The sequence below is a fragment of the Clostridiales bacterium genome, assembly GCA_012512255.1.
In the GTDB taxonomy this organism is placed as follows: domain Bacteria; phylum Bacillota; class Clostridia; order Christensenellales; family DUVY01; genus DUVY01.
This window is the reverse complement of sequence record JAAZDJ010000074.1, coordinates 1-17,301: the sequence shown is the minus strand read 5'-3', so window position 1 is coordinate 17,301 and position 17,301 is coordinate 1. Positions and strand designations below refer to the sequence as shown.

General features: G+C 39.8%; 19 protein-coding genes and 1 CRISPR repeat array. All 19 genes read right to left on the bottom strand.

The genetic code is table 11. The features are described from left to right. Positions 1-536, bottom strand: a 536-nt coding sequence (truB, locus tag GX756_04055; GenBank protein ID NLC17033.1) for a tRNA pseudouridine(55) synthase TruB, incomplete at its 3' end; no start/stop codon positions are given. Then, positions 533-1,474, bottom strand: coding sequence for a bifunctional oligoribonuclease/PAP phosphatase NrnA (locus GX756_04050; protein ID NLC17032.1), 942 nt, complete (start codon positions 1,472-1,474; stop codon positions 533-535). The genes GX756_04050 and truB, both read right to left, overlap by 4 nt. After that, positions 1,461-1,826, bottom strand: a complete 366-nt coding sequence (gene rbfA / locus GX756_04045; protein NLC17031.1) for a 30S ribosome-binding factor RbfA — start codon at positions 1,824-1,826, stop codon at positions 1,461-1,463. Before rbfA ends, GX756_04050 begins: the two co-directional genes overlap by 14 nt. Next, positions 1,827-4,289 (bottom strand): translation initiation factor IF-2, encoded by a 2,463-nt coding sequence (gene infB / locus GX756_04040; protein ID NLC17030.1) that lies wholly within the window; start codon positions 4,287-4,289, stop codon positions 1,827-1,829. After that, complete coding sequence (locus GX756_04035; protein ID NLC17029.1) at positions 4,276-4,608, bottom strand: hypothetical protein; 333 nt, start codon at positions 4,606-4,608, stop codon at positions 4,276-4,278. The genes infB and GX756_04035 overlap by 14 nt, the downstream gene beginning before the upstream one ends. Further along, positions 4,589-4,855, bottom strand: a complete 267-nt coding sequence (locus tag GX756_04030) for a YlxR family protein (protein NLC17028.1) — start codon at positions 4,853-4,855, stop codon at positions 4,589-4,591. Before GX756_04030 ends, GX756_04035 begins: the two co-directional genes overlap by 20 nt. A gap of 2 nt (positions 4,856-4,857) precedes the next feature. After that, positions 4,858-5,979 carry a transcription termination/antitermination protein NusA gene (gene nusA / locus GX756_04025; GenBank protein ID NLC17027.1) on the bottom strand — a complete coding sequence of 374 codons (1,122 nt, stop codon included), beginning with the start codon at positions 5,977-5,979 and terminating at the stop codon, positions 4,858-4,860. Between the two features lie 19 nt (positions 5,980-5,998). Then, positions 5,999-6,463, bottom strand: coding sequence for a ribosome maturation factor RimP (locus GX756_04020; protein ID NLC17026.1), 465 nt, complete (start codon positions 6,461-6,463; stop codon positions 5,999-6,001). Between the two features lie 121 nt (positions 6,464-6,584). Then, a complete protein-coding gene (locus GX756_04015; protein NLC17025.1) occupies positions 6,585-8,117 on the bottom strand; it encodes a hypothetical protein in 1,533 nt (510 codons plus the stop codon). A 21-nt stretch (positions 8,118-8,138) separates the two neighbouring features. Next, positions 8,139-9,185 carry a flavodoxin-dependent (E)-4-hydroxy-3-methylbut-2-enyl-diphosphate synthase gene (gene ispG / locus GX756_04010; GenBank protein ID NLC17024.1) on the bottom strand — a complete coding sequence of 349 codons (1,047 nt, stop codon included), beginning with the start codon at positions 9,183-9,185 and terminating at the stop codon, positions 8,139-8,141. Positions 9,186-9,194: 9 nt separating this feature from the next. Continuing rightward, positions 9,195-10,334: a PDZ domain-containing protein gene (locus GX756_04005; GenBank protein NLC17023.1), complete on the bottom strand. Its 1,140-nt coding sequence runs from the start codon at positions 10,332-10,334 to the stop codon at positions 9,195-9,197. Between the two features lie 25 nt (positions 10,335-10,359). After that, positions 10,360-11,511 carry a 1-deoxy-D-xylulose-5-phosphate reductoisomerase gene (locus GX756_04000; protein NLC17022.1) on the bottom strand — a complete coding sequence of 384 codons (1,152 nt, stop codon included), beginning with the start codon at positions 11,509-11,511 and terminating at the stop codon, positions 10,360-10,362. Further along, the gene (locus GX756_03995; protein ID NLC17021.1) at positions 11,512-12,414 is read right to left on the bottom strand and encodes a CDP-archaeol synthase; all 903 of its coding nucleotides are present in this window, start codon (positions 12,412-12,414) and stop codon (positions 11,512-11,514) included. Beyond that, the gene (gene uppS, locus GX756_03990; protein NLC17020.1) at positions 12,411-13,100 is read right to left on the bottom strand and encodes a di-trans,poly-cis-decaprenylcistransferase; all 690 of its coding nucleotides are present in this window, start codon (positions 13,098-13,100) and stop codon (positions 12,411-12,413) included. The genes GX756_03995 and uppS overlap by 4 nt, the downstream gene beginning before the upstream one ends. Continuing rightward, a complete protein-coding gene (locus GX756_03985; protein ID NLC17019.1) occupies positions 13,093-13,290 on the bottom strand; it encodes a hypothetical protein in 198 nt (65 codons plus the stop codon). The genes uppS and GX756_03985 overlap by 8 nt, the downstream gene beginning before the upstream one ends. Before the next feature lies 1 nt (position 13,291). Next, a complete protein-coding gene (gene frr, locus GX756_03980; protein ID NLC17018.1) occupies positions 13,292-13,867 on the bottom strand; it encodes a ribosome recycling factor in 576 nt (191 codons plus the stop codon). A gap of 20 nt (positions 13,868-13,887) precedes the next feature. Then, a complete protein-coding gene (locus GX756_03975) occupies positions 13,888-14,586 on the bottom strand; it encodes a UMP kinase (GenBank protein ID NLC17017.1) in 699 nt (232 codons plus the stop codon). Positions 14,587-14,685: 99 nt separating this feature from the next. Then, positions 14,686-15,345 carry a translation elongation factor Ts gene (tsf, locus tag GX756_03970; GenBank protein ID NLC17016.1) on the bottom strand — a complete coding sequence of 220 codons (660 nt, stop codon included), beginning with the start codon at positions 15,343-15,345 and terminating at the stop codon, positions 14,686-14,688. 45 nt (positions 15,346-15,390) lie between these two features. After that, entirely contained in the window at positions 15,391-16,515 is a 1,125-nt protein-coding gene (gene rpsB / locus GX756_03965) for a 30S ribosomal protein S2 (protein ID NLC17015.1), read from the bottom strand. 275 nt (positions 16,516-16,790) lie between these two features. Continuing rightward, positions 16,791-17,290: direct repeats of the CRISPR family, unit length 31 nt; unit sequence ATTTACATTCCAATATGGTTAGATTATCAAT. Positions 17,291-17,301 lie beyond the last annotated feature (11 nt).

The window sequence follows — 17,301 nt, the reverse complement described above, 5'->3', positions numbered from 1 at the left end:
TAAGCCAAATCTTTGCAAATGCTTCTTATATAAGTGCCGCCCGAACAACAAATATCAAATATAAACTCATTATCGCCCAAATCTTGCGCCGATATATTATAAATCTTTACAGGATTCGGCTTCAAATTCACTTCTTGACCGCTTCTTGCCAGCTCATACGCCCTTTTGCCGCTTACTCTTTTGGCGCTGTACATGGGCGGCTTTTGCAATATCGCTCCCAAAAACTCAGGCAATATCGCATTTATTTGCTCTAACGTAATTTTTTTGTCATCTCTATCGGTAATATTGCCGTCCAAATCCAAAGTATCGGTTTCAATGCCAAATTTAAAAATAGCGCGATATTTTTTGGGTTGACGGATAAAATAATCAAATAATTTGGTCGCTTTGCCCAGCGCTATTGGCAACACGCCGCACGCAAACGGGTCCAATGTTCCCATATGCCCGCATTTTTGGGCTGCGCTTAGCTTTTTGACCGCAGCCACAGCTTGCGCTGAAGACATTTTTGGGGGTTTTAGAAAATTTATAAAACCTGTCATACAGGATCAAGCACCTTCTCGCATTCTTTTATGATGCGCTCAATAACATCCTCATAAGAACCGTTAATCATAAAACCGGCCGCCTGCAAATGGCCGCCTCCGCCAAACATCGCCGCGATATCGGCGATATTGACGCCTTTTTTGGACCTTAGGCTTACTTTATATGCGTTTTTTGCGCTTTCGGTCAAACAAACGCCTATCATTACGCCTTGGATATTAATGGCGTAATTGATTATGCCTTCTGTTTCGTTCATTTCCAAATTGTATTTTTTTAACAACGCTTGGTTAATGCTAATCAAAGAAATCCTGTCCGAACTAAAAAAACGCATGTCCATTATGCAATCTTTAATAAGCATTAATTTTTCTTTTGATATTTCCTTGAAAAGCTTTTGGGAGAAGTATTCAATATCAATATTATATTTGATTAACTCAGCTGCGGCCAAGTGCGCTCCGCTTGTCGTATTGGCTTGGGTGAAATGTCCCGTGTCAGTAATAATACCAACATATAAATTAAGCGCGATTTCATCGTTCAGCTTTATGTTCAAAGATTTTATTAATCCAAACACAAGTTCGCAGCTGCTTGACAAATTCTTGATAATATTATGTTTTGCGTAACTTGTGTTTGTCATATGGTGGTCAATATTTACCGTGTTGGCGTGCTTCAAATAGACATCTTTATACTTGCCTAGGCGAAATTCGTCGGCGCAGTCAACAGATATCATCATATCGTAATTTTTTGTTAGCGCGCCGTTTTGAATATTGCCAACGTTCGGCAAAAAGCTAAGTATAACGGGAATTTCGGAATCGCAGTAACAATCAACTTTAAGACCTTTTTTGCGCAATGCCAGCGCAAGCCCGTTCATAGAACCCAAAGCGTCGCCGTCAGGCCGTATATGAGTAAATAACGCTATGTTTTTTATCCCTTTAAGATTGATCATCATTTTTCCCTGTGTTAATTTGCTCTATAAGCTTGTTTATCTTTTGCGAATATTCCAGCGAATCGTCGTATAAAAAATGCAGCTCGGGCATGACGCGTATATCCTTCATTAAAGAAGCGAGCTCGCGTCTTATATAGCCGCTGCTGCGCAAAACGACCTGATACGTGCTGTCGCATTGCTCTTTTGCGCCGTAAAAACTAAGCCAGATTTTGCAATGTTTCAAATCAGCGGTCGTTTCAACTCTAGTAACGCTTATCATGGCGGTTATCGCGGGATTTTTGAGTTTGCTAAGTATCTCGCTTAAATTCCGCTGTATTTCGGAATTAATGCGCTTAATTCTTATATTTGCCATCTATTCTATCTTCTCCAAAGTATATGATTCCAAAACATCTCCGATCTTAAAGTCCGAAAAACCGCTTACGGTAACGCCGCATTCGTAACCGGCCGCCACTTCTTTGACATCGTCTTTTATGCGCTTCAAAGAGCCTATTGTGCTTTCATAAACAACGGTATTGTCCCTCAATACTCGGACATTGCTGTTTCGCAAAATTTTGCCGCTGGTCACATAACAACCAGCCACAACGCCCGCGCCGGTTATCTTAAATATGTTGCGAACTTCGCATTGGCCATTGACAATTTCTTCAAATTTAGGCGTAAGCATGCCCTTTATTGCCGCACCGATATCGTCAATTGCGTCGTATATTATGCGGTAATATCTTATATCAACGCCCGATGTCTCGGCTAATTTCTTGCTTTCAGCATCCGCGCGCACATTAAAGCCTATAATTATTGCGTTGGACGCTTCGGCCAGCATAACATCGGTCTTTTTGATTGCGCCCACCCCGCAATGAATAGTGCTAACCTTTACCTCTTCATTGCTTAACTTGCTCAAAGACTCTTTTAACGCCTCTACGGAACCTTGGACATCGGCCTTTATAATCAAGTTAAGGTCTTTCATTTTTCCTTCGCTAATCTTGCTAAAGACATCGCTTAAGGTAACAATTTTGCTTACAGCGCTTTCGGCTGATCTTTGCTTTGCAATTCTTTCGGACACAACTTGTTTTGCAAGTTTTTCGTCCTCTACCGCATAGATAAGCTCTCCCGCCTCGGGCACATCTGAAAAGCCCAAAACAGATACGGGCATAGAAGGCCCTGCCTCTTTTATGTTTCGGCCCTTGTCGTCTTGCATTGCTCTTATATTTCCGTAAGTAACGCCCGAAACTATGGCATCGCCCACTCTTAATGTTCCGTTTTGAACTATGATATTGGCGACAGGACCTCTGCTTTTGTCTAGTTTAGCCTCAATTATCGTTCCATATCCTTTTCTATTAGGGTTAGCCTTAAATTCATGAAGTTCGGCCACATCCAAAATAGTGTCCAAAAGTTTGTCTATATTTTTGCCTGTTTTGGCCGAAATTTCTACCGTAGGAGAATCCCCGCCCCAAGCCTCGCAAAGCACTTCGTGCGCGGCCAGTTGCTCTAATATTCTTTGCGGGTTGGGATTGGGTTTGTCTATTTTATTGATTGCGATAATTATAGGGACATTTGCCGCTTTTGCGTGGTTAATCGCTTCCACGGTTTGGGGCATTACTCCGTCGTCAACAGCTACGACAATAATCGCGATATCGGTTACTTTCGCCCCGCGAGCGCGCATTGCCGTAAACGCCTCATGACCAGGCGTATCAATAAATGTAATTTTTTTGTCCCTTACATTGACGGTATAAGCGCCTATATGCTGAGTAATGCCGCCCGCCTCGCCCTCTATAACATTGGTTTTTCTTATAGCGTCAAGAAGCGAAGTCTTGCCATGATCGACATGACCCATAACGGTCACTATGGCGGGACGCTCTACCAACTCTTCGGGATTGTCTTCTTCTAAAATAGATTCGGATAATACTTCTTCTTTGGTCTTTTCTATTTTCTTTTCTAATTTGACGCCAAATTCATCGGCGACCAGTTCCATAGTCTCAAAGTCAACCACTCCGTTTATAGTGGTCATAATGCCCAATATCATAAGCTTTTTAAGTATCTCTTTGGCCGGAACGCCGATTTTTTCGGATAGCATTTTGACCGTTAGGTTTTCCGTGGTAATAACCGCCTTTTCTATCTTGATAGGCGTAATTTGTTTTTTGGGAGTTTTTTTAGTCTTAAGCTTTCTATGTCTAGGGCTATACTCATCATCTTCATCAAATCTATCGTCAATAAAGCCACGCCTTATCAAAGTGCGCTTGCTCATGCCTTTTTTCTCTTCAAATAATTTGTCCTTTTTGTTGTGGCTTTTTTGTTTAGGCGGCGAAGAAATAGTCGCAGGCGAAATAGGCGCGCTTGTTTTTGCGTCTTTCAAGGCAGGCTTATCAGAAGGCTTTTGGGTTTTGGTTTCTTTTTCTTGTTTGGTTTTGGCTTTTGGTTGTTCTTTTTTAACAGGCTGCTTAGGCTGCTTTGCCTTTTTTTCTTCTTTGGGATGTGCGACTGTTTCTTGTTTTTGGGCTGCTTCAATTTGGCCTGCTTGTTGCTGGAAATCAGCCTTTTCAGGCGAAACAGTCTGCATATCAGCTGTTGCGACTTGTTCTTGCTCTATTAAAGGCTCTTGTTGGGCCAAAACCTCTTCTTGTTCGCGCTGATGCGCTAGCTTTTCGGCCAAAGCTTGTTGCTCTTTTTTGAGGTTAATATCCTCAAAAGCGCGCGCGATAAGATCAAGCCGCTTTTTTTGTTCTTTTAGGACATTAAATAACTTGGGCAAGTTTTTTTCTTCTTTCAAACTTGCAAGCAGCTTTATCTTATCAACATTTTCTTCTGTTTTTTTAATTTCTGCCATTTATTTCTCCCTCCGCCAAATAATAGCCGTCGCCGACATTGTCCAAAATCGCCTCTGCCAAATTTATATCGGTTATGCCTATAACCTTGCAATTGGCAGTATTTAATATATAATTCAGGTCATCCTCGCTCAATACAAGCGGTATTTTAAACCTATCGCTCGTTGATTTTGTTTTTTTCAAAGAATTATCGGACAATGTCTTGTCAGCTATAATAACTTTTATCTTTCTTGCCAGTAATTTTATCTTGTCTAAACCATATACAATTTTTCGGCTTTTTATCGCGAATCTAATATATGTGTCAATCTTGTTTTTGTTCATGATATTCTTCTAACAGTCTTGTGTAAACCGACGCGTCTATATTCATCTTAAAATCTCTATTAAAGAGTTTCTTTTTGACAGCGGTTTGAACGCATTGGTCCTTATTGCAGATATACGCTCCGCGCCCGTTAGCCCGTCCCGTTAAGTCCAGCTTTATATCGCCTTCGGGTGTTTTTACTATCCTTAATAATTGCTTTTTGGGCTGGGGCTGTCTGCATGCGACACAAGTTCTGATAGGAAGTTTCATTTTTATAATTCTCCCAAATCCGCCTTAAAGTCTTCAAGTTCAAAGTCTTCCTCGGGTATATGCTCGTCTATATCTTTAAACTCTTCCATATTCTGGCTGGCGCTCAAAGATTTTACATCTATTTTCCAGCCCGTAAGTTTTACTGCCAAACGCGCATTTTGTCCGTTTTTGCCGATTGCCAAAGATAGCTTATCGTCGGGAACGATAACTTTGGCTGTGCGGTCCTCGTCATTTACTTGAACCATTAAAACTTTAGCGGGACTTAAGGCTCTTGCGATGTATTCCAAAGTGTCCGAACACCAAGGTATTACATCAATCTTTTCGCCGTTTAGTTCGGCGACGATAGTATTGATCCGCATTCCTCTATTGCCCACGCAAGCGCCCACAGGATCAATGGAAGGGTCTTCGGAATATACCGCGATCTTTGTGCGATAGCCGGCCTCGCGGACAATATTTTTAATTACAACCAAACCCGCCGCTATCTCGGGCACTTCTTGCTCAAACAATCTTTTTACAAAACCTTCGCAAGAACGGGACACCATAATCTGCGGACCTTTTGGACCGACTTTGACTTTTTTTACATATACTTTGATTTTGTCATTGACATTATATCTTTCATTGGGTATTTGGTCCGATGGCAACATAACGGCTTCTAATTTTCCCAAGTCCACATAAACATTTTTGCCTTCAATGCGCCTTACAACGCATACCGTCAATTCGTCTTCTTTTTCGGCAAGTTCTTCATAGGCAATTTGCGTTTCCATATCCCTTAGCTTTTGAGTAACAACTTGTTTCGCGGTTTGGACCGCTATGCGTCCAAATTCCTTGGGCGTTATTTCTTTGCTTATTATATCGCCGATTTTTGCGGTCTTTTTTATAGTTTTGGCTTCGTCCAAAGAAATCTCTTTATCTTTGTTGATTACTTTTTCTACCACAGTCTTATAAGCAAAAATCCTGATAGTGTTGCGTGCGGGATTAAGCTTGACCTGAATAGAATTAGCCTCGCCATAATGTCTTTTGTATGCAGAAACCAAAGCGCTTTCTAACGCTTCCAAAAATGCTTCTTTTTTTATTTTTTTGCTGGCTTCCAACTCATCCAACGCCAGAAAGAAATCTTTGTTAATCATTTAAACTTCTCCTTATTTACCAAAACTTTATTAATAATGTCATAAGCTTGATATTATCTCTTTCAAGCTTGTATTCTTTATTTGTTTTTAGTTCCTCTACCAAAACCGTACGCTCGTCATACCCTTTGAGCGTTCCCTCTATGACATTTTTATTGTCAACGGGGTTTTTGAGTTTTACTTCTACTTCCTTGTTAAGGTTGCGGTTATAGTCTTTTTCGGTAGTCATCGGCCTGTCCAGCCCAAGCGAAGACACATTAAGATTATAGGGCGCGCCGTTGGTGGGGTCAAGCTCGTCTAAAATCCCGTCAATAGCGTAATGGACTTTTTCGCAATCAGACAAAGCTATTCCTTCAGGCTTATGAATGTAAACAGTCAATTGCCACGCTTTATGCTGATACTTATAAGTCACTTCCACAAGCTCATAACCCAAATCTTCAACTGTCTTGGCAATAGCGGTTTGGACCTTGGTTGCAATATCCATTTTTAATTCCCTTCAAACAACAAGAGTGGGAAAAATACCCACTCTTAATTAGTCGTCTATATAGCGTTGTAATTATTATAACAAAAATTTCTCTATGATGCAAACTTTTTTTAAAAAATAATTATGGCAATTTGGATAATTCCAAAAAGACCTTAGCCGCTGTCAAAGCGTCAAATTGGGCGCGATGTGCTATGACATTGTCAATATTAAAATATTTGGCTACTGATGAAAGCTTAAAATTGGGCAATTTGCCTTTTAATTTTTCTTGCGCGATAATCAGCGTATCCTCAACTTTGTGCTCGTCATAGTAATAGTGCGTTATATCCGAATATCGGCTTAAAAAAGGCAAATCAAATTCTATTATATTATGCCCTACCAAAATAGCGTTGTGGCAGAACTTATAAAAATCCCCCGCGATTTGCTCAAATGTCGGGCTCATAGACACCATTTCGTTAGTAATGCCGGTAAGTTTTGTTACATCGGACGGTATTTTCATATTGGGATTTATAAGCGTGGTAAACAATTGGCTGATTTTGCCGTCTATTATCTTTACGGCCGCTATTTCTGTTATGCGGTCGTTTTCGCCCATCCCTGTGGTTTCCAAGTCAAACACCACATATGTATTCTTTTTGATATGCGCGGGGATTTCATCTTTTATTAGAAAATTTGCCTGTTCGGTTATTTTTATATCTTCGGGGAATATTACCTCATAACTTTCGGGAACGGGGTTGCGATGTTTTATTTCTACAAGATCCTTCGGTATCTCGCAATAGCTTATAGATCGCGCGATAACTTCTAGGAAATTTTTGCCCTGCTTAACTTTGCCTTGTATTATTATTTCAGAGCCGTCTTTTAGCGTATCCGCTTTTTTAACGGACGAATTATGGGCAAAAAATACGCAGCTAACTTGCCCTGTAAAATCTTCCAAGATAAATTTATAATAAACTTTTTCTTTGTCGCTTTCGGGATTTTTTTTGGATTTGTAGGTAGCCCTTTTCAGCCCCTTAATTACGCCGCAAATAACAACATCCTGTTCGTAATAAAGATTGAGATCTTTTATGTAGATTGCGGGCTCGGTAATTTCCTTTCCAATCAAATGGTTAACGCTTATGGGATGAATAAGCCTTTTGTTGATTTTTTTAACGACTTTTATAGGCTCGGGCTTTAAAATTTTAATTAAATCAACTTTTGATTCAATCTTGGCTAAACTCACATCAAAATCCGCGCAGTATGAGTCAGAGAGTTTTTCTTCCAAGAGCTTGTCAAGTTGTTTAGACAAAGCGTAATCATAATATAATTCTTCAATATTTACTATGATTTTTTTGGGTTTGCTGTTTTTTATCTCAATATTTTTTAGCGGAAAATTATTAACATTAAGCTCAGATTTTACCAATGATTGAATGGATAAGAGCACATGCTCGGATGAGGCATTGGCTTTATAAAATTCGCAATATGTCTCTATTCCCGTTAGTTGCCTTGCGATTTTCCTTATTTGAGCAAAAGATTTTTTTGCGCCTGTCAAAAACGGCTCTTCGTCGGGATACAAAAAATCTATTTTGCAGTGACCGGTTACCGCAAAATATGTCAGCGTTTTAAGCCTTAAATATTTAAAAGCCGGATTAATCTTAATAATTTCTTCTATAAGTTTTTCCAATATTATATCCCTCTTGGCAAATTAAAGGTTTTTAGCATACTCTTCCACCTTTTTTACCAATTCGTCAATCAAGGCGTTTTCGTCCACCGTTTTGATTAATTTGCCTTTTTCAAAAATAAGCCCTTTGCCGTTGCCCCCTGTGATGCCAAAATCCGCGCTCTTAGCCTCGCCCGGCCCATTGACCGCGCAGCCCATTATAGCGATTTTTACGGGTTTATTAATATGACTAAGCCTTTCTTGGGCTTGCGTGGCTAAACTATACAAATCCACATTGCACCTAGCGCATGTGGGACACGAAACAATTTCCACAAAGTTATTATCCTTGCCTGAATATCTTAAAATTAATTTTGCGGCTTTAATTTCGTCAACAGGGTCGCCAGTTACCGAAACGCGAATCGTATCGCCTATATTATCTATTAATAACGAGCCTATGCCGATCGCGGATTTTACAATAGCGCTTTCAAAAAGCCCGGCTTCCGTCACGCCTAGGTGTTGCGGATATTGACAACTCTTGTCAATTATCCTGCAAGCGTCTATCATTGCCTTGACTTCAGACGATTTTACGGATACGACAATATCATAAAAACCAAAGCTCTCCAAAAGTTTAACGCTCTTTAGGGCGCTTTGGGCCAAAGCCTGCGCTGTGCGGCCGTATTTTTGCAAAAATTCTTTTTCTATTGAGCCGCTATTGACGCCCACTCTAATAGGTATGTGGTGCGCCTTAGCGCAATCTATTATCGCTTTTACTTTTTCTTTATTGCCTATATTGCCCGGGTTAATCCTGATTTTGTCTATGCCGTTTTCAATAGAAGCTATCGCAAGCCTATAATCAAATTGAATATCAGCCACAAGCGGCATTTGAACTTTTTGTTTTATGGTTTTTACGGACTGCGCGTCTTTCAAATCGGTAATAGCCATCCGCGCGATATGACAGCCCGCTGATTTGAGATTTTGAATTTGCAAAACCGTTCTTTCAATATCCGATGTCTTTGTATTGGTCATGGATTGAATGGCTATCGGTTCGCCGCCTCCAATTACCACGCCGCCTATGTTGATTTTTTTGGTCATACAAACATTTTACTTTATAAGTTTTAAAAATTCAATAAAAATAATCAAACCGACCAAAAAGACAAAACCTATAAAGTGGATCATATTCTCAATGTTTCGGTTTATCGGTTTGCCTCTAATCCATTCAATTGTTGTAAAGATTATCTTAGAACCGTCCAAAGCGGGTATGGGAAAAAGATTGAATATGCCTAAGTTAACGGCTATTAAAGGCAATAATATCAATGTGTTTAAAAGGCTTGCTTGGGTTATTCTGGCCATTTCGGTAATGGTTGAAATCGGTCCGCTTAACTGTTCCAATCCTCCAGCCTTAAACAAATCGCCAAACGCCAATAAAATAGCGCCCGCCATCTTAAGCGTAAACGGAAACGCATAACCTATGCTTTCAAAAATATTATACCCTTCCCTTACGTATCCGCCCAATATAATTCCAAGGCCTTTGGCTCTTTTTAATTCGCCGTCTTGCTCATAAGAATATTCTGTTTTTTGGACTTCCACATCGGTTATGACGCCGTCTCTTTTGACAGTTAAAATAAATTTTTGGTTTTCTTTTTTCTCAGCCAGCAGTTCGGATAAGCTGTTTAAAATAGATATTTCTTGCCTATCAACAGCGATAATAACATCGCCCTTTTTCAAAAAGGCGGCATTGGGCGTGTCATAAACTTCGCCTATAACGGGCAAGCTGTTGCCCGCAACGGCAATAAAAATAATTGAAAAAAGAAAACCCGATATAATATTAAACAACGCGCCGCTTAACAGAACAATAATCCTTTTCCATGGTTTTTGCTCGTTAAATGTCAATACGGCGGAAGAATGGGTCTTAGATTGATTTTTTTCTTGGATGTCTTTTTCTTGAGTAGCGTCTTTTGGGACATATTCGCCAAAAACATCTATTTCTTGTTCATGCGGCTTTTTTGGCGCCTCGCCATCATTTTCGCCCTCAAACGCGCAATAACCGCCCAAAGGAAATACCCTTAGGCTTATCTTTTCGCCGCGTTTATTTGTTCGTTGAAAAATCGCGGGACCAAACCCTATAGAAAACTCGTTTATTTTGAACTTTAAAATGCGCCCCGCGACATAATGCCCTAATTCGTGAATAGTAACCATTAACAGCAATATTAAAACCGATAACAATATATATAAACCAAACATAATACTCCTAAAAAGGGTTAAAATATTATAAGCGTTTTAATATTTTATTATAATCTTTTTCAAGATATTCTCTAACCGTTTTTTCCACGGTCAAGATATTTTCTATCGTTATATTATCATTATAAGTTAAGTTTGTCACACAATATTCAACTAATTCATAAATATCCAAAAATCCTATTTTATAGTCCAAAAACAACTCAACGGCTTTTTGGTCGGCGGCGACCATTACTGCGGGAGTCAAACCGCCTTTATTATACGCAAATCGGGCTAACTTAGGGAAAGGGAAATTAAACTCGTCAGGAGCGAAAAAACTTAAAGACATATTAGAAAAATCAAGCGGTTTTAGTTCCGAGGGCAACCTTTCAGGATAACTCAAAGCGTATAAAACCGGAATTTCCATTGAAGGATTTGCCGCTTGCGCTATTATTGAACTATCAATAAATTCAACCATAGAATGAATAATGCTTTGGGGATGAATGACATAATCAATATTATTTATATGAAATAGATGTTTAGCTTCTATTATCTCCAAGCCTTTGTTCATCATAGTAGCCGAGTCAATGGTAATCTTTTTGCCCATAGACCAATTGGGATGCTCAAGCGCCTGCTTGGGCGTAACGTCTTTCAGTTCATTTTTGGTTTTGCCAAAAAACGCTCCGCCGCTTGCCGTCAAAATTATCTTTTTGACGCTTTTGGGAGTCTCTTTTTGCAGGCATTGAAATACCGCCGAATGCTCGCTGTCAATAGGCAAAATTTGGTCTTTTTTCGCGGCCTTCATAATTATTTCGCCGCCGCTTACTAGAACTTCCTTATTTGCCAAAGCGATAGTTTTGCCTTGAGACAGGCCAAGCATAACAGCTTTTAACGACGCGATACCCGAGCTTGCGGCCGCTACGACATCTATATTGTCGCTAACAACTGTTTGTTCCAGCGCTTGTTCGCCTATATAAATTTTGGTGTTTGGGGGTAATTGTTCTTTTAGATAGTTATAATCAATATTCGGGTCCGAAACTCCTACGGCTTCGGGCAAAAACTCCCATGCTGACGAGATTAGACTTTGGATATTATTATAAACGCATAATGACTTGATTTTAAATTTTTGGGGATATTTTCTTGCGACATTTAACACATAAGCGCCTATAGTCCCGCTGCTGCCTAATACGGCCAATCTTTTCATCTAGGCGATTGCTCCTATGGAAAAAATATGTAAGACCAAAAAATATGTATAAACAAACAAGCCGTTAAACATAAGCCCGTCGCATCTGTCCATGACGCCGCCGTGTCCAGGCAATACCGAGCCGTAATCTTTTATGCCTGCCGAGCGCTTGATTATAGACGCAACCAAATCGCCTATTTGAGTAAAGACCGAGCCAAACAATCCTAAAATTACAAAGTTCAGAAAGTTTAGACCCAAAGATAAATTAAGCAATCTAAAATCGCCAATTTTATAATATCCCAAAAGCATAACAAGCAAAGACGCGATAACGCCGCCCAAAAGCCCGCCTATTGCGCCGCTTATTGTTTTTTTAGGGCTTATTTCGGGGGCGAGTTTAGGGCCTTTGAATGTTATCCCTATCAAATAAGCCGAAGTATCCGACAAAGCCGAGACGCCGAAAACAATAACCAAAGGGACAAGCGAAAACCATTTGTCCAGGGTGTTATTGACAGCAAACAAACAAGCCAATAGACACTGCGGATAAATCATAATAAATAATGTCGTTAAAATATTATTCATTTCAATTGATTTTTTGAAAAACGATAATATCATCATCGCCAAAAAGGTCACGCCCACGAGCAAGAATACCAATGCTAGACCGTCTATATTCAGGCCTGAACCAAAATGATTGGATGAAAAAGCCGAAACACTAAAAACCGCATAAGCCATTACGGGGAAAACCACGACAACAGGCAACAGCGGACTATCAAAATTATTAGACAAAGCTTTTGCCATTTCCATGCCCGCTATTATCATCATAAACACAATCAGCAAATCAAAAAACAGCGTATGTATTTCCCTTAACAAAAACGCCCCGACCATTATCAAAATAATTATCGCGCCTGTTAAAACTCTTTTTTTCATTGTATATCCCCAAACTTTCTATGTCTATTTTTATAATCTTCTAAGGCGGCGTCAAGCGTCTTTTTTTTAAAATCTGGCCAAAGCGTTTTTGTAAAATATAATTCGCTGTAAGCTGATTGATATAACATAAAATTGCTTATACGCTGTTCGCCGCTTGTGCGGATGATTAGATCCGGGTCGGGAATGCCCGCGGTATAAAGATATTTTTCAAATATCTCTTGGTTAATCTCGCGGTGTCCGTCTTTTATAGCTTGGTTTACGGCTTTTATTATTTCGTCCCGTCCGCTGTAATTAAAGGCGATATTAAGCGCCCTTTCAGAAAAATGCTTGGTGGCTTCTAGCGCTTGCTTTATTTTTTGCTGGCTTTGGGCGTCCAATATGCTAATATCGCCCATAATATTGAGCCTTATTTTGTTTTTGATAAGCAAAGGCAAGCAATCGTCAATATACTCGTTCAGAAGTTCCATAAGCGTTTGGATTTCTTCTTTGGGGCGCTTGAGGTTTTCTTTTGATAACGCGTAAATGGACATATACTTAATGCCCAATTCAAAAACATATTCAAAAATTTGCTTTAATGCTTTTACGCCGTATCTATGCCCTATTGAGCGCTGCAAGCCCTTTTTCAAAGCCCAGCGCCCATTGCCGTCCATTATAAAAGCAATATGTTGAGGTAGTCGGTCATTCATTATTGTTCCTGACGCTATTTTTAAAATACGCCGTAGTCAATATAACATTATTGCCCGATACGGCATATCTTATCACCCTTTCTATATGGTCGCCATCGCTTGCCGAGTTAATGCTGGTTATTTCATAAGACATATTTTTTGATTTTATAATCTTGATTGCCTTGTCAACCGGCAACGCGACTAAGTCCATTTTAAATTTCCAAAATTTCTTTTTCTTTTTCGCCCAAAACTTTTTCCAGTTCGCCAATATACTTATCAATTATTTTTTGAACTTCTTTTTCTTGAGTTGCCAACTCGTCTTCGCTTAATTTACCGTCTTTTTTTAACTTTTTGAAAATTTCCAAAACATCTCTTCTTTCATTGCGCATAGATACTTTGAAGTCTTCTGCGGTCTTTTTTACGTTCCGCACCAGTTCTTTGCGGCGCTCTTCGGTCGGTTGAGGAAAAACCAATCTTATAGTTTTTCCATCGTCAATCGGAGTAATGCCAAGGTCGGAAGCCATAATGGCTTTGGTCACATTTTTGATCGCCGAAACATCCCAAACGGAAATAGTTATCATTCTGGCTTCGGGAACGCTGATATTAGCCATTTGGTTTAATGGCGTTGGCGTTCCATAGTAATCAACCATAATTTTATCTAACAAATGAGGATTTGCGCGACCCGCGCGAACTCTGTTCATCTCGTTTTTGAAACTTTCCAAAATTTTAGTCAATTTTGTTTCGTATTTTGTTAAATGATCCTTTACTGTTTCAATATCCGCTGCCATTTTTTTTAAACCCCCGTAAATTATTTTATTATAGTTCCTATCTTTTCGCCTAAAGCGGCTTTTACTATGCTGTTTTCTTCAGCAAGAGCAAAAGCTATAATGGGTATTTTGTTTTCCATGCACATTGTAATAGAAGTTGAATCCATAAGATTAAGCCCTTTATTGATTACATCCAAATAAGATATCTCATCCAACTTCTTCGCGCCCGAGTTTTTCTTGGGGTCGGAATCATAAACGCCGTCAATATTTTTAGCCATTAAAATTACATCGGCGCCTATTTCAGCCGCCCTAAGAGCGGCGCCCGTATCGGTAGTAAAATAAGGATTGCCCGTGCCGCAAGCGAATATGACAATCCTTCCTTTTTCAAAATGCCTAATGGCTTTGCGTAAAATATAAGGTTCGGCGACGGCGGGAACGCTTATGGCCGTTTGGACTCGTGTCGGGATATCGGCTTTTTCGCACGCGTCCTGCAAAGCAAGAGCGTTAATAATGGTTGCTAGCATGCCCATATGGTCGGCTGTAGTGCGGTCCATATTTTGCCCTTGCCGTCCTCGCCAAAAGTTTCCGCCGCCTATCACAATCGCTATCTGGATACCTTTTTGGTGGATTATTTTGAGCTGTTTTACAACATGCTGCACTACTGACGGATTAATTCCAAACTTTTCATCGCCTGCCAGCGCTTCGCCGCTTATTTTTAATAATACTCTAGAATACTTCACACCTAACTCCTTATGCTATTATATCAAAAGATTTTTGACTTGTTAAGCCAAAATTTTCTTTAAAAAAAGGACACAAAATTTTATGTGTCCTTTGCGGGTTTATTTATTCTTCATACTTGCCACTTGTTTCGCAACCTCTTCCGCCAAATTGTCCGACCGCTTTTCCAGCCCTTCGCCAACTTCCATCCTGACAAACCTTCTTATAGAAATCTTTTCGCCAATTTTGGCCGTCGCCTCAATAATCAAGTCTTTTATTGTCTTGGAAGGATCTTTTACATATTCTTGTTCCATAAGGCACACGTCTTTGTAATATTTCTTGATTCGGCCTTCTACCATTTTTTCAACGACATTGGCGGGTTTGCCTTCGTTAAGAGCTTGGGCTTTTAAAATCTCTTTTTCTTTTTCCAATTCCGCTGTCGGAACATCCTCAATGTTTACATAAAGCGGATTGGCAGCGGCTATATGGATGGCTATATTGTGGACAAGTTCTTTAAACTCGTCGCTACGCGCGACAAAATCCGTTTCGCAATTGACCTCTACCAAAACGCCAATCTTGCCGCCAAAATGAATATATGAATCTACAAGCCCTTCAGCCGCTATCCTGCCAGCTTTGCGGCTTGCAGCAGCCTTGCCCTTTTCCCTCAAAATTTCTATTGCTTTTTGAATATCGCCATTGGCTTCGGTAAGCGCGTTTTTGCAATCAACTATACCGGCGCCTGTCTTGGCACGCAATTCTTGAATATCCTTAGTTGTAACCATTGCGTTCTCCTTTTTTTATTTATTTATGTTAAAAACAATGCTTTATTATTCGGCTTTTGCCTCTTCTTTTGCTTCTTGCTGTTTGGGCTCTTCTTTGCGCTCTTCTTTTTGAGGCTCTATTTGTTCGGCCGCTTCCTTTTCAGGCGCTTCCGCCTCTTCTTGCGCGGGTTCTTTTTGTGCTACCTCTTTTTCGGATTTTTGGTCTTGTTTTATTTCTTCTTGAATTTCGTCCTTTGAAGCTTTTTTCGGTTTTTGAGACTTTTGTTCGGCTTCTTTATCGTCTTCATTTACAGTTGAAGCTTTTGCTGTTTCATCTTCTTCCTTTACAGCCGCAGCTTTTTTGGCGCGCTTGGGCGCTTTTTCTTTTATTTCTTCGTCGTCCTCTTTTTCAATCGCCTCAAAATCAATATTTTCCAAAGACTCTTCAATAGAAACCTCGTTATTATCTTCGCTGTCTTCTGTTTTGGCTTCTTGAGAAACGCTTTGCTCGCCTTCGCGCGCTTCAATTACCGCGTCCGCGATCGCGCCCGCTATAAGCTTGATTGCCCTAATAGCGTCATCATTGCCCGGTATGACATAATCCACTTCATCGGGGTCGCAATTGGTGTCCACCAATCCCACGATAGGAATTCTCATCGCGCGAGCTTCTCTTATAGCTATGTGTTCTTTTTTGGGGTCAATTACAAATACTACGCCTGGTAGCGCGCGCATTTCTTTGATTCCGCCTAGATTATGCTGCAATTTGTCTCTTTCCGCCTTAAGTTTTAACACTTCCTTTTTGGGCAACAAATCAAATTCGCCGAGTTTTTCCATTTGGTTTAGTTTGTTGAGGCGGTCCACTCTTGAACGGATTGTCGTAAAGTTGGTTAAAGTCCCGCCCAGCCATCTGGTGTTGACAAAAAACTGTCCACAGCGCTCGGCTTCTTGCTGGATAGCTTCCGCGGCCTGCTTTTTGGTACCAACAAACAAAACCGATTTGCCTTCGGTCACTTGTTGCTTAACAAATGCGTAAGCTTGGTCAATTAATTCTACTGTTAATTCAAGATTGATGATGTAAATGTCGTTACGAGAGGTGAAGATGTATGGTTTCATTTTGGGATTCCATTTTCTTGTGGGATGCCCAAAATGCACGCCCGCCTCTAATAACTGCTTCATTGAAATTACTGGCATAAAAAAAATCCTCCGTTTAGTCCTCCCCGCGCGATTTTTTTATCGGTCTAAACATTTTGTAATTTAAAGATTTTTACAAAAAGCAACGAAAACCGAATCGCTATCGGGTGCGTATTTTTAAGGCTCTTTAAAAAGCCTTTTAGATTATATCACAAAAAAAAACGCCTAGCAATTATTTTATAAAGAATAAGTTAAAATAATGTAAAGCATATAACGCCTAAACAAAAACGCGAACACAAATCACAAAAATTATACCTTAATAGATAGGCTTTAATGTGGAATTTCCAGTATGGTTAGATTATTAATGACCTACACTGTCACAATAGGCAAGATCGCACCGTCATTTACATTCCAATATGGTTAGATTATCAATAGAGGCCGCTGCGCTTTTCGCGTGGGAGAAGACCAAATTTACATTCCAATATGGTTAGATTATCAATGCTCGCGTGTCTTTTCATACACATCGCTATAATCATATTTACATTCCAATATGGTTAGATTATCAATTTAAGGGCCAAAGGGCTTAACGACAACCAAATAGCCATTTACATTCCAATATGGTTAGATTATCAATCAGAGTGAAGCCAGAGCCCCTGCAGTTAGCGTATCAATTTACATTCCAATATGGTTAGATTATCAATTATTCCAATTTGCCCCTTGACAGCGCCGACCGCGTTATTTACATTCCAATATGGTTAGATTATCAATATATAAAAACCAATCAGCAAACTTTAAATTTTGACAATTTACATTCCAATATGGTTAGATTATCAATTTTAATATTTT

What these genes read in the sequence shown, in the direction of transcription:
- GX756_04050 (NLC17032.1), bottom strand. Translation starts at nt 1,474, where the DNA reads ATGATCAATCTTAAAGGGATAAAAAACATAGCGTTATTTACTCATATA.
- rbfA (NLC17031.1), bottom strand. Translation starts at nt 1,826, where the DNA reads ATGGCAAATATAAGAATTAAGCGCATTAATTCCGAAATACAGCGGAAT.
- infB (NLC17030.1), bottom strand. Translation starts at nt 4,289, where the DNA reads ATGGCAGAAATTAAAAAAACAGAAGAAAATGTTGATAAGATAAAGCTG.
- GX756_04035 (NLC17029.1), bottom strand. Translation starts at nt 4,608, where the DNA reads ATGAACAAAAACAAGATTGACACATATATTAGATTCGCGATAAAAAGC.
- GX756_04030 (NLC17028.1), bottom strand. Translation starts at nt 4,855, where the DNA reads ATGAAACTTCCTATCAGAACTTGTGTCGCATGCAGACAGCCCCAGCCC.
- GX756_04020 (NLC17026.1), bottom strand. Translation starts at nt 6,463, where the DNA reads ATGGATATTGCAACCAAGGTCCAAACCGCTATTGCCAAGACAGTTGAA.
- ispG (NLC17024.1), bottom strand. Translation starts at nt 9,185, where the DNA reads ATGACCAAAAAAATCAACATAGGCGGCGTGGTAATTGGAGGCGGCGAA.
- GX756_04005 (NLC17023.1), bottom strand. Translation starts at nt 10,334, where the DNA reads ATGTTTGGTTTATATATATTGTTATCGGTTTTAATATTGCTGTTAATG.
- GX756_04000 (NLC17022.1), bottom strand. Translation starts at nt 11,511, where the DNA reads ATGAAAAGATTGGCCGTATTAGGCAGCAGCGGGACTATAGGCGCTTAT.
- GX756_03995 (NLC17021.1), bottom strand. Translation starts at nt 12,414, where the DNA reads ATGAAAAAAAGAGTTTTAACAGGCGCGATAATTATTTTGATAATGGTC.
- uppS (NLC17020.1), bottom strand. Translation starts at nt 13,100, where the DNA reads ATGAATGACCGACTACCTCAACATATTGCTTTTATAATGGACGGCAAT.
- GX756_03985 (NLC17019.1), bottom strand. Translation starts at nt 13,290, where the DNA reads ATGGACTTAGTCGCGTTGCCGGTTGACAAGGCAATCAAGATTATAAAA.
- frr (NLC17018.1), bottom strand. Translation starts at nt 13,867, where the DNA reads ATGGCAGCGGATATTGAAACAGTAAAGGATCATTTAACAAAATACGAA.
- tsf (NLC17016.1), bottom strand. Translation starts at nt 15,345, where the DNA reads ATGGTTACAACTAAGGATATTCAAGAATTGCGTGCCAAGACAGGCGCC.
- rpsB (NLC17015.1), bottom strand. Translation starts at nt 16,515, where the DNA reads ATGCCAGTAATTTCAATGAAGCAGTTATTAGAGGCGGGCGTGCATTTT.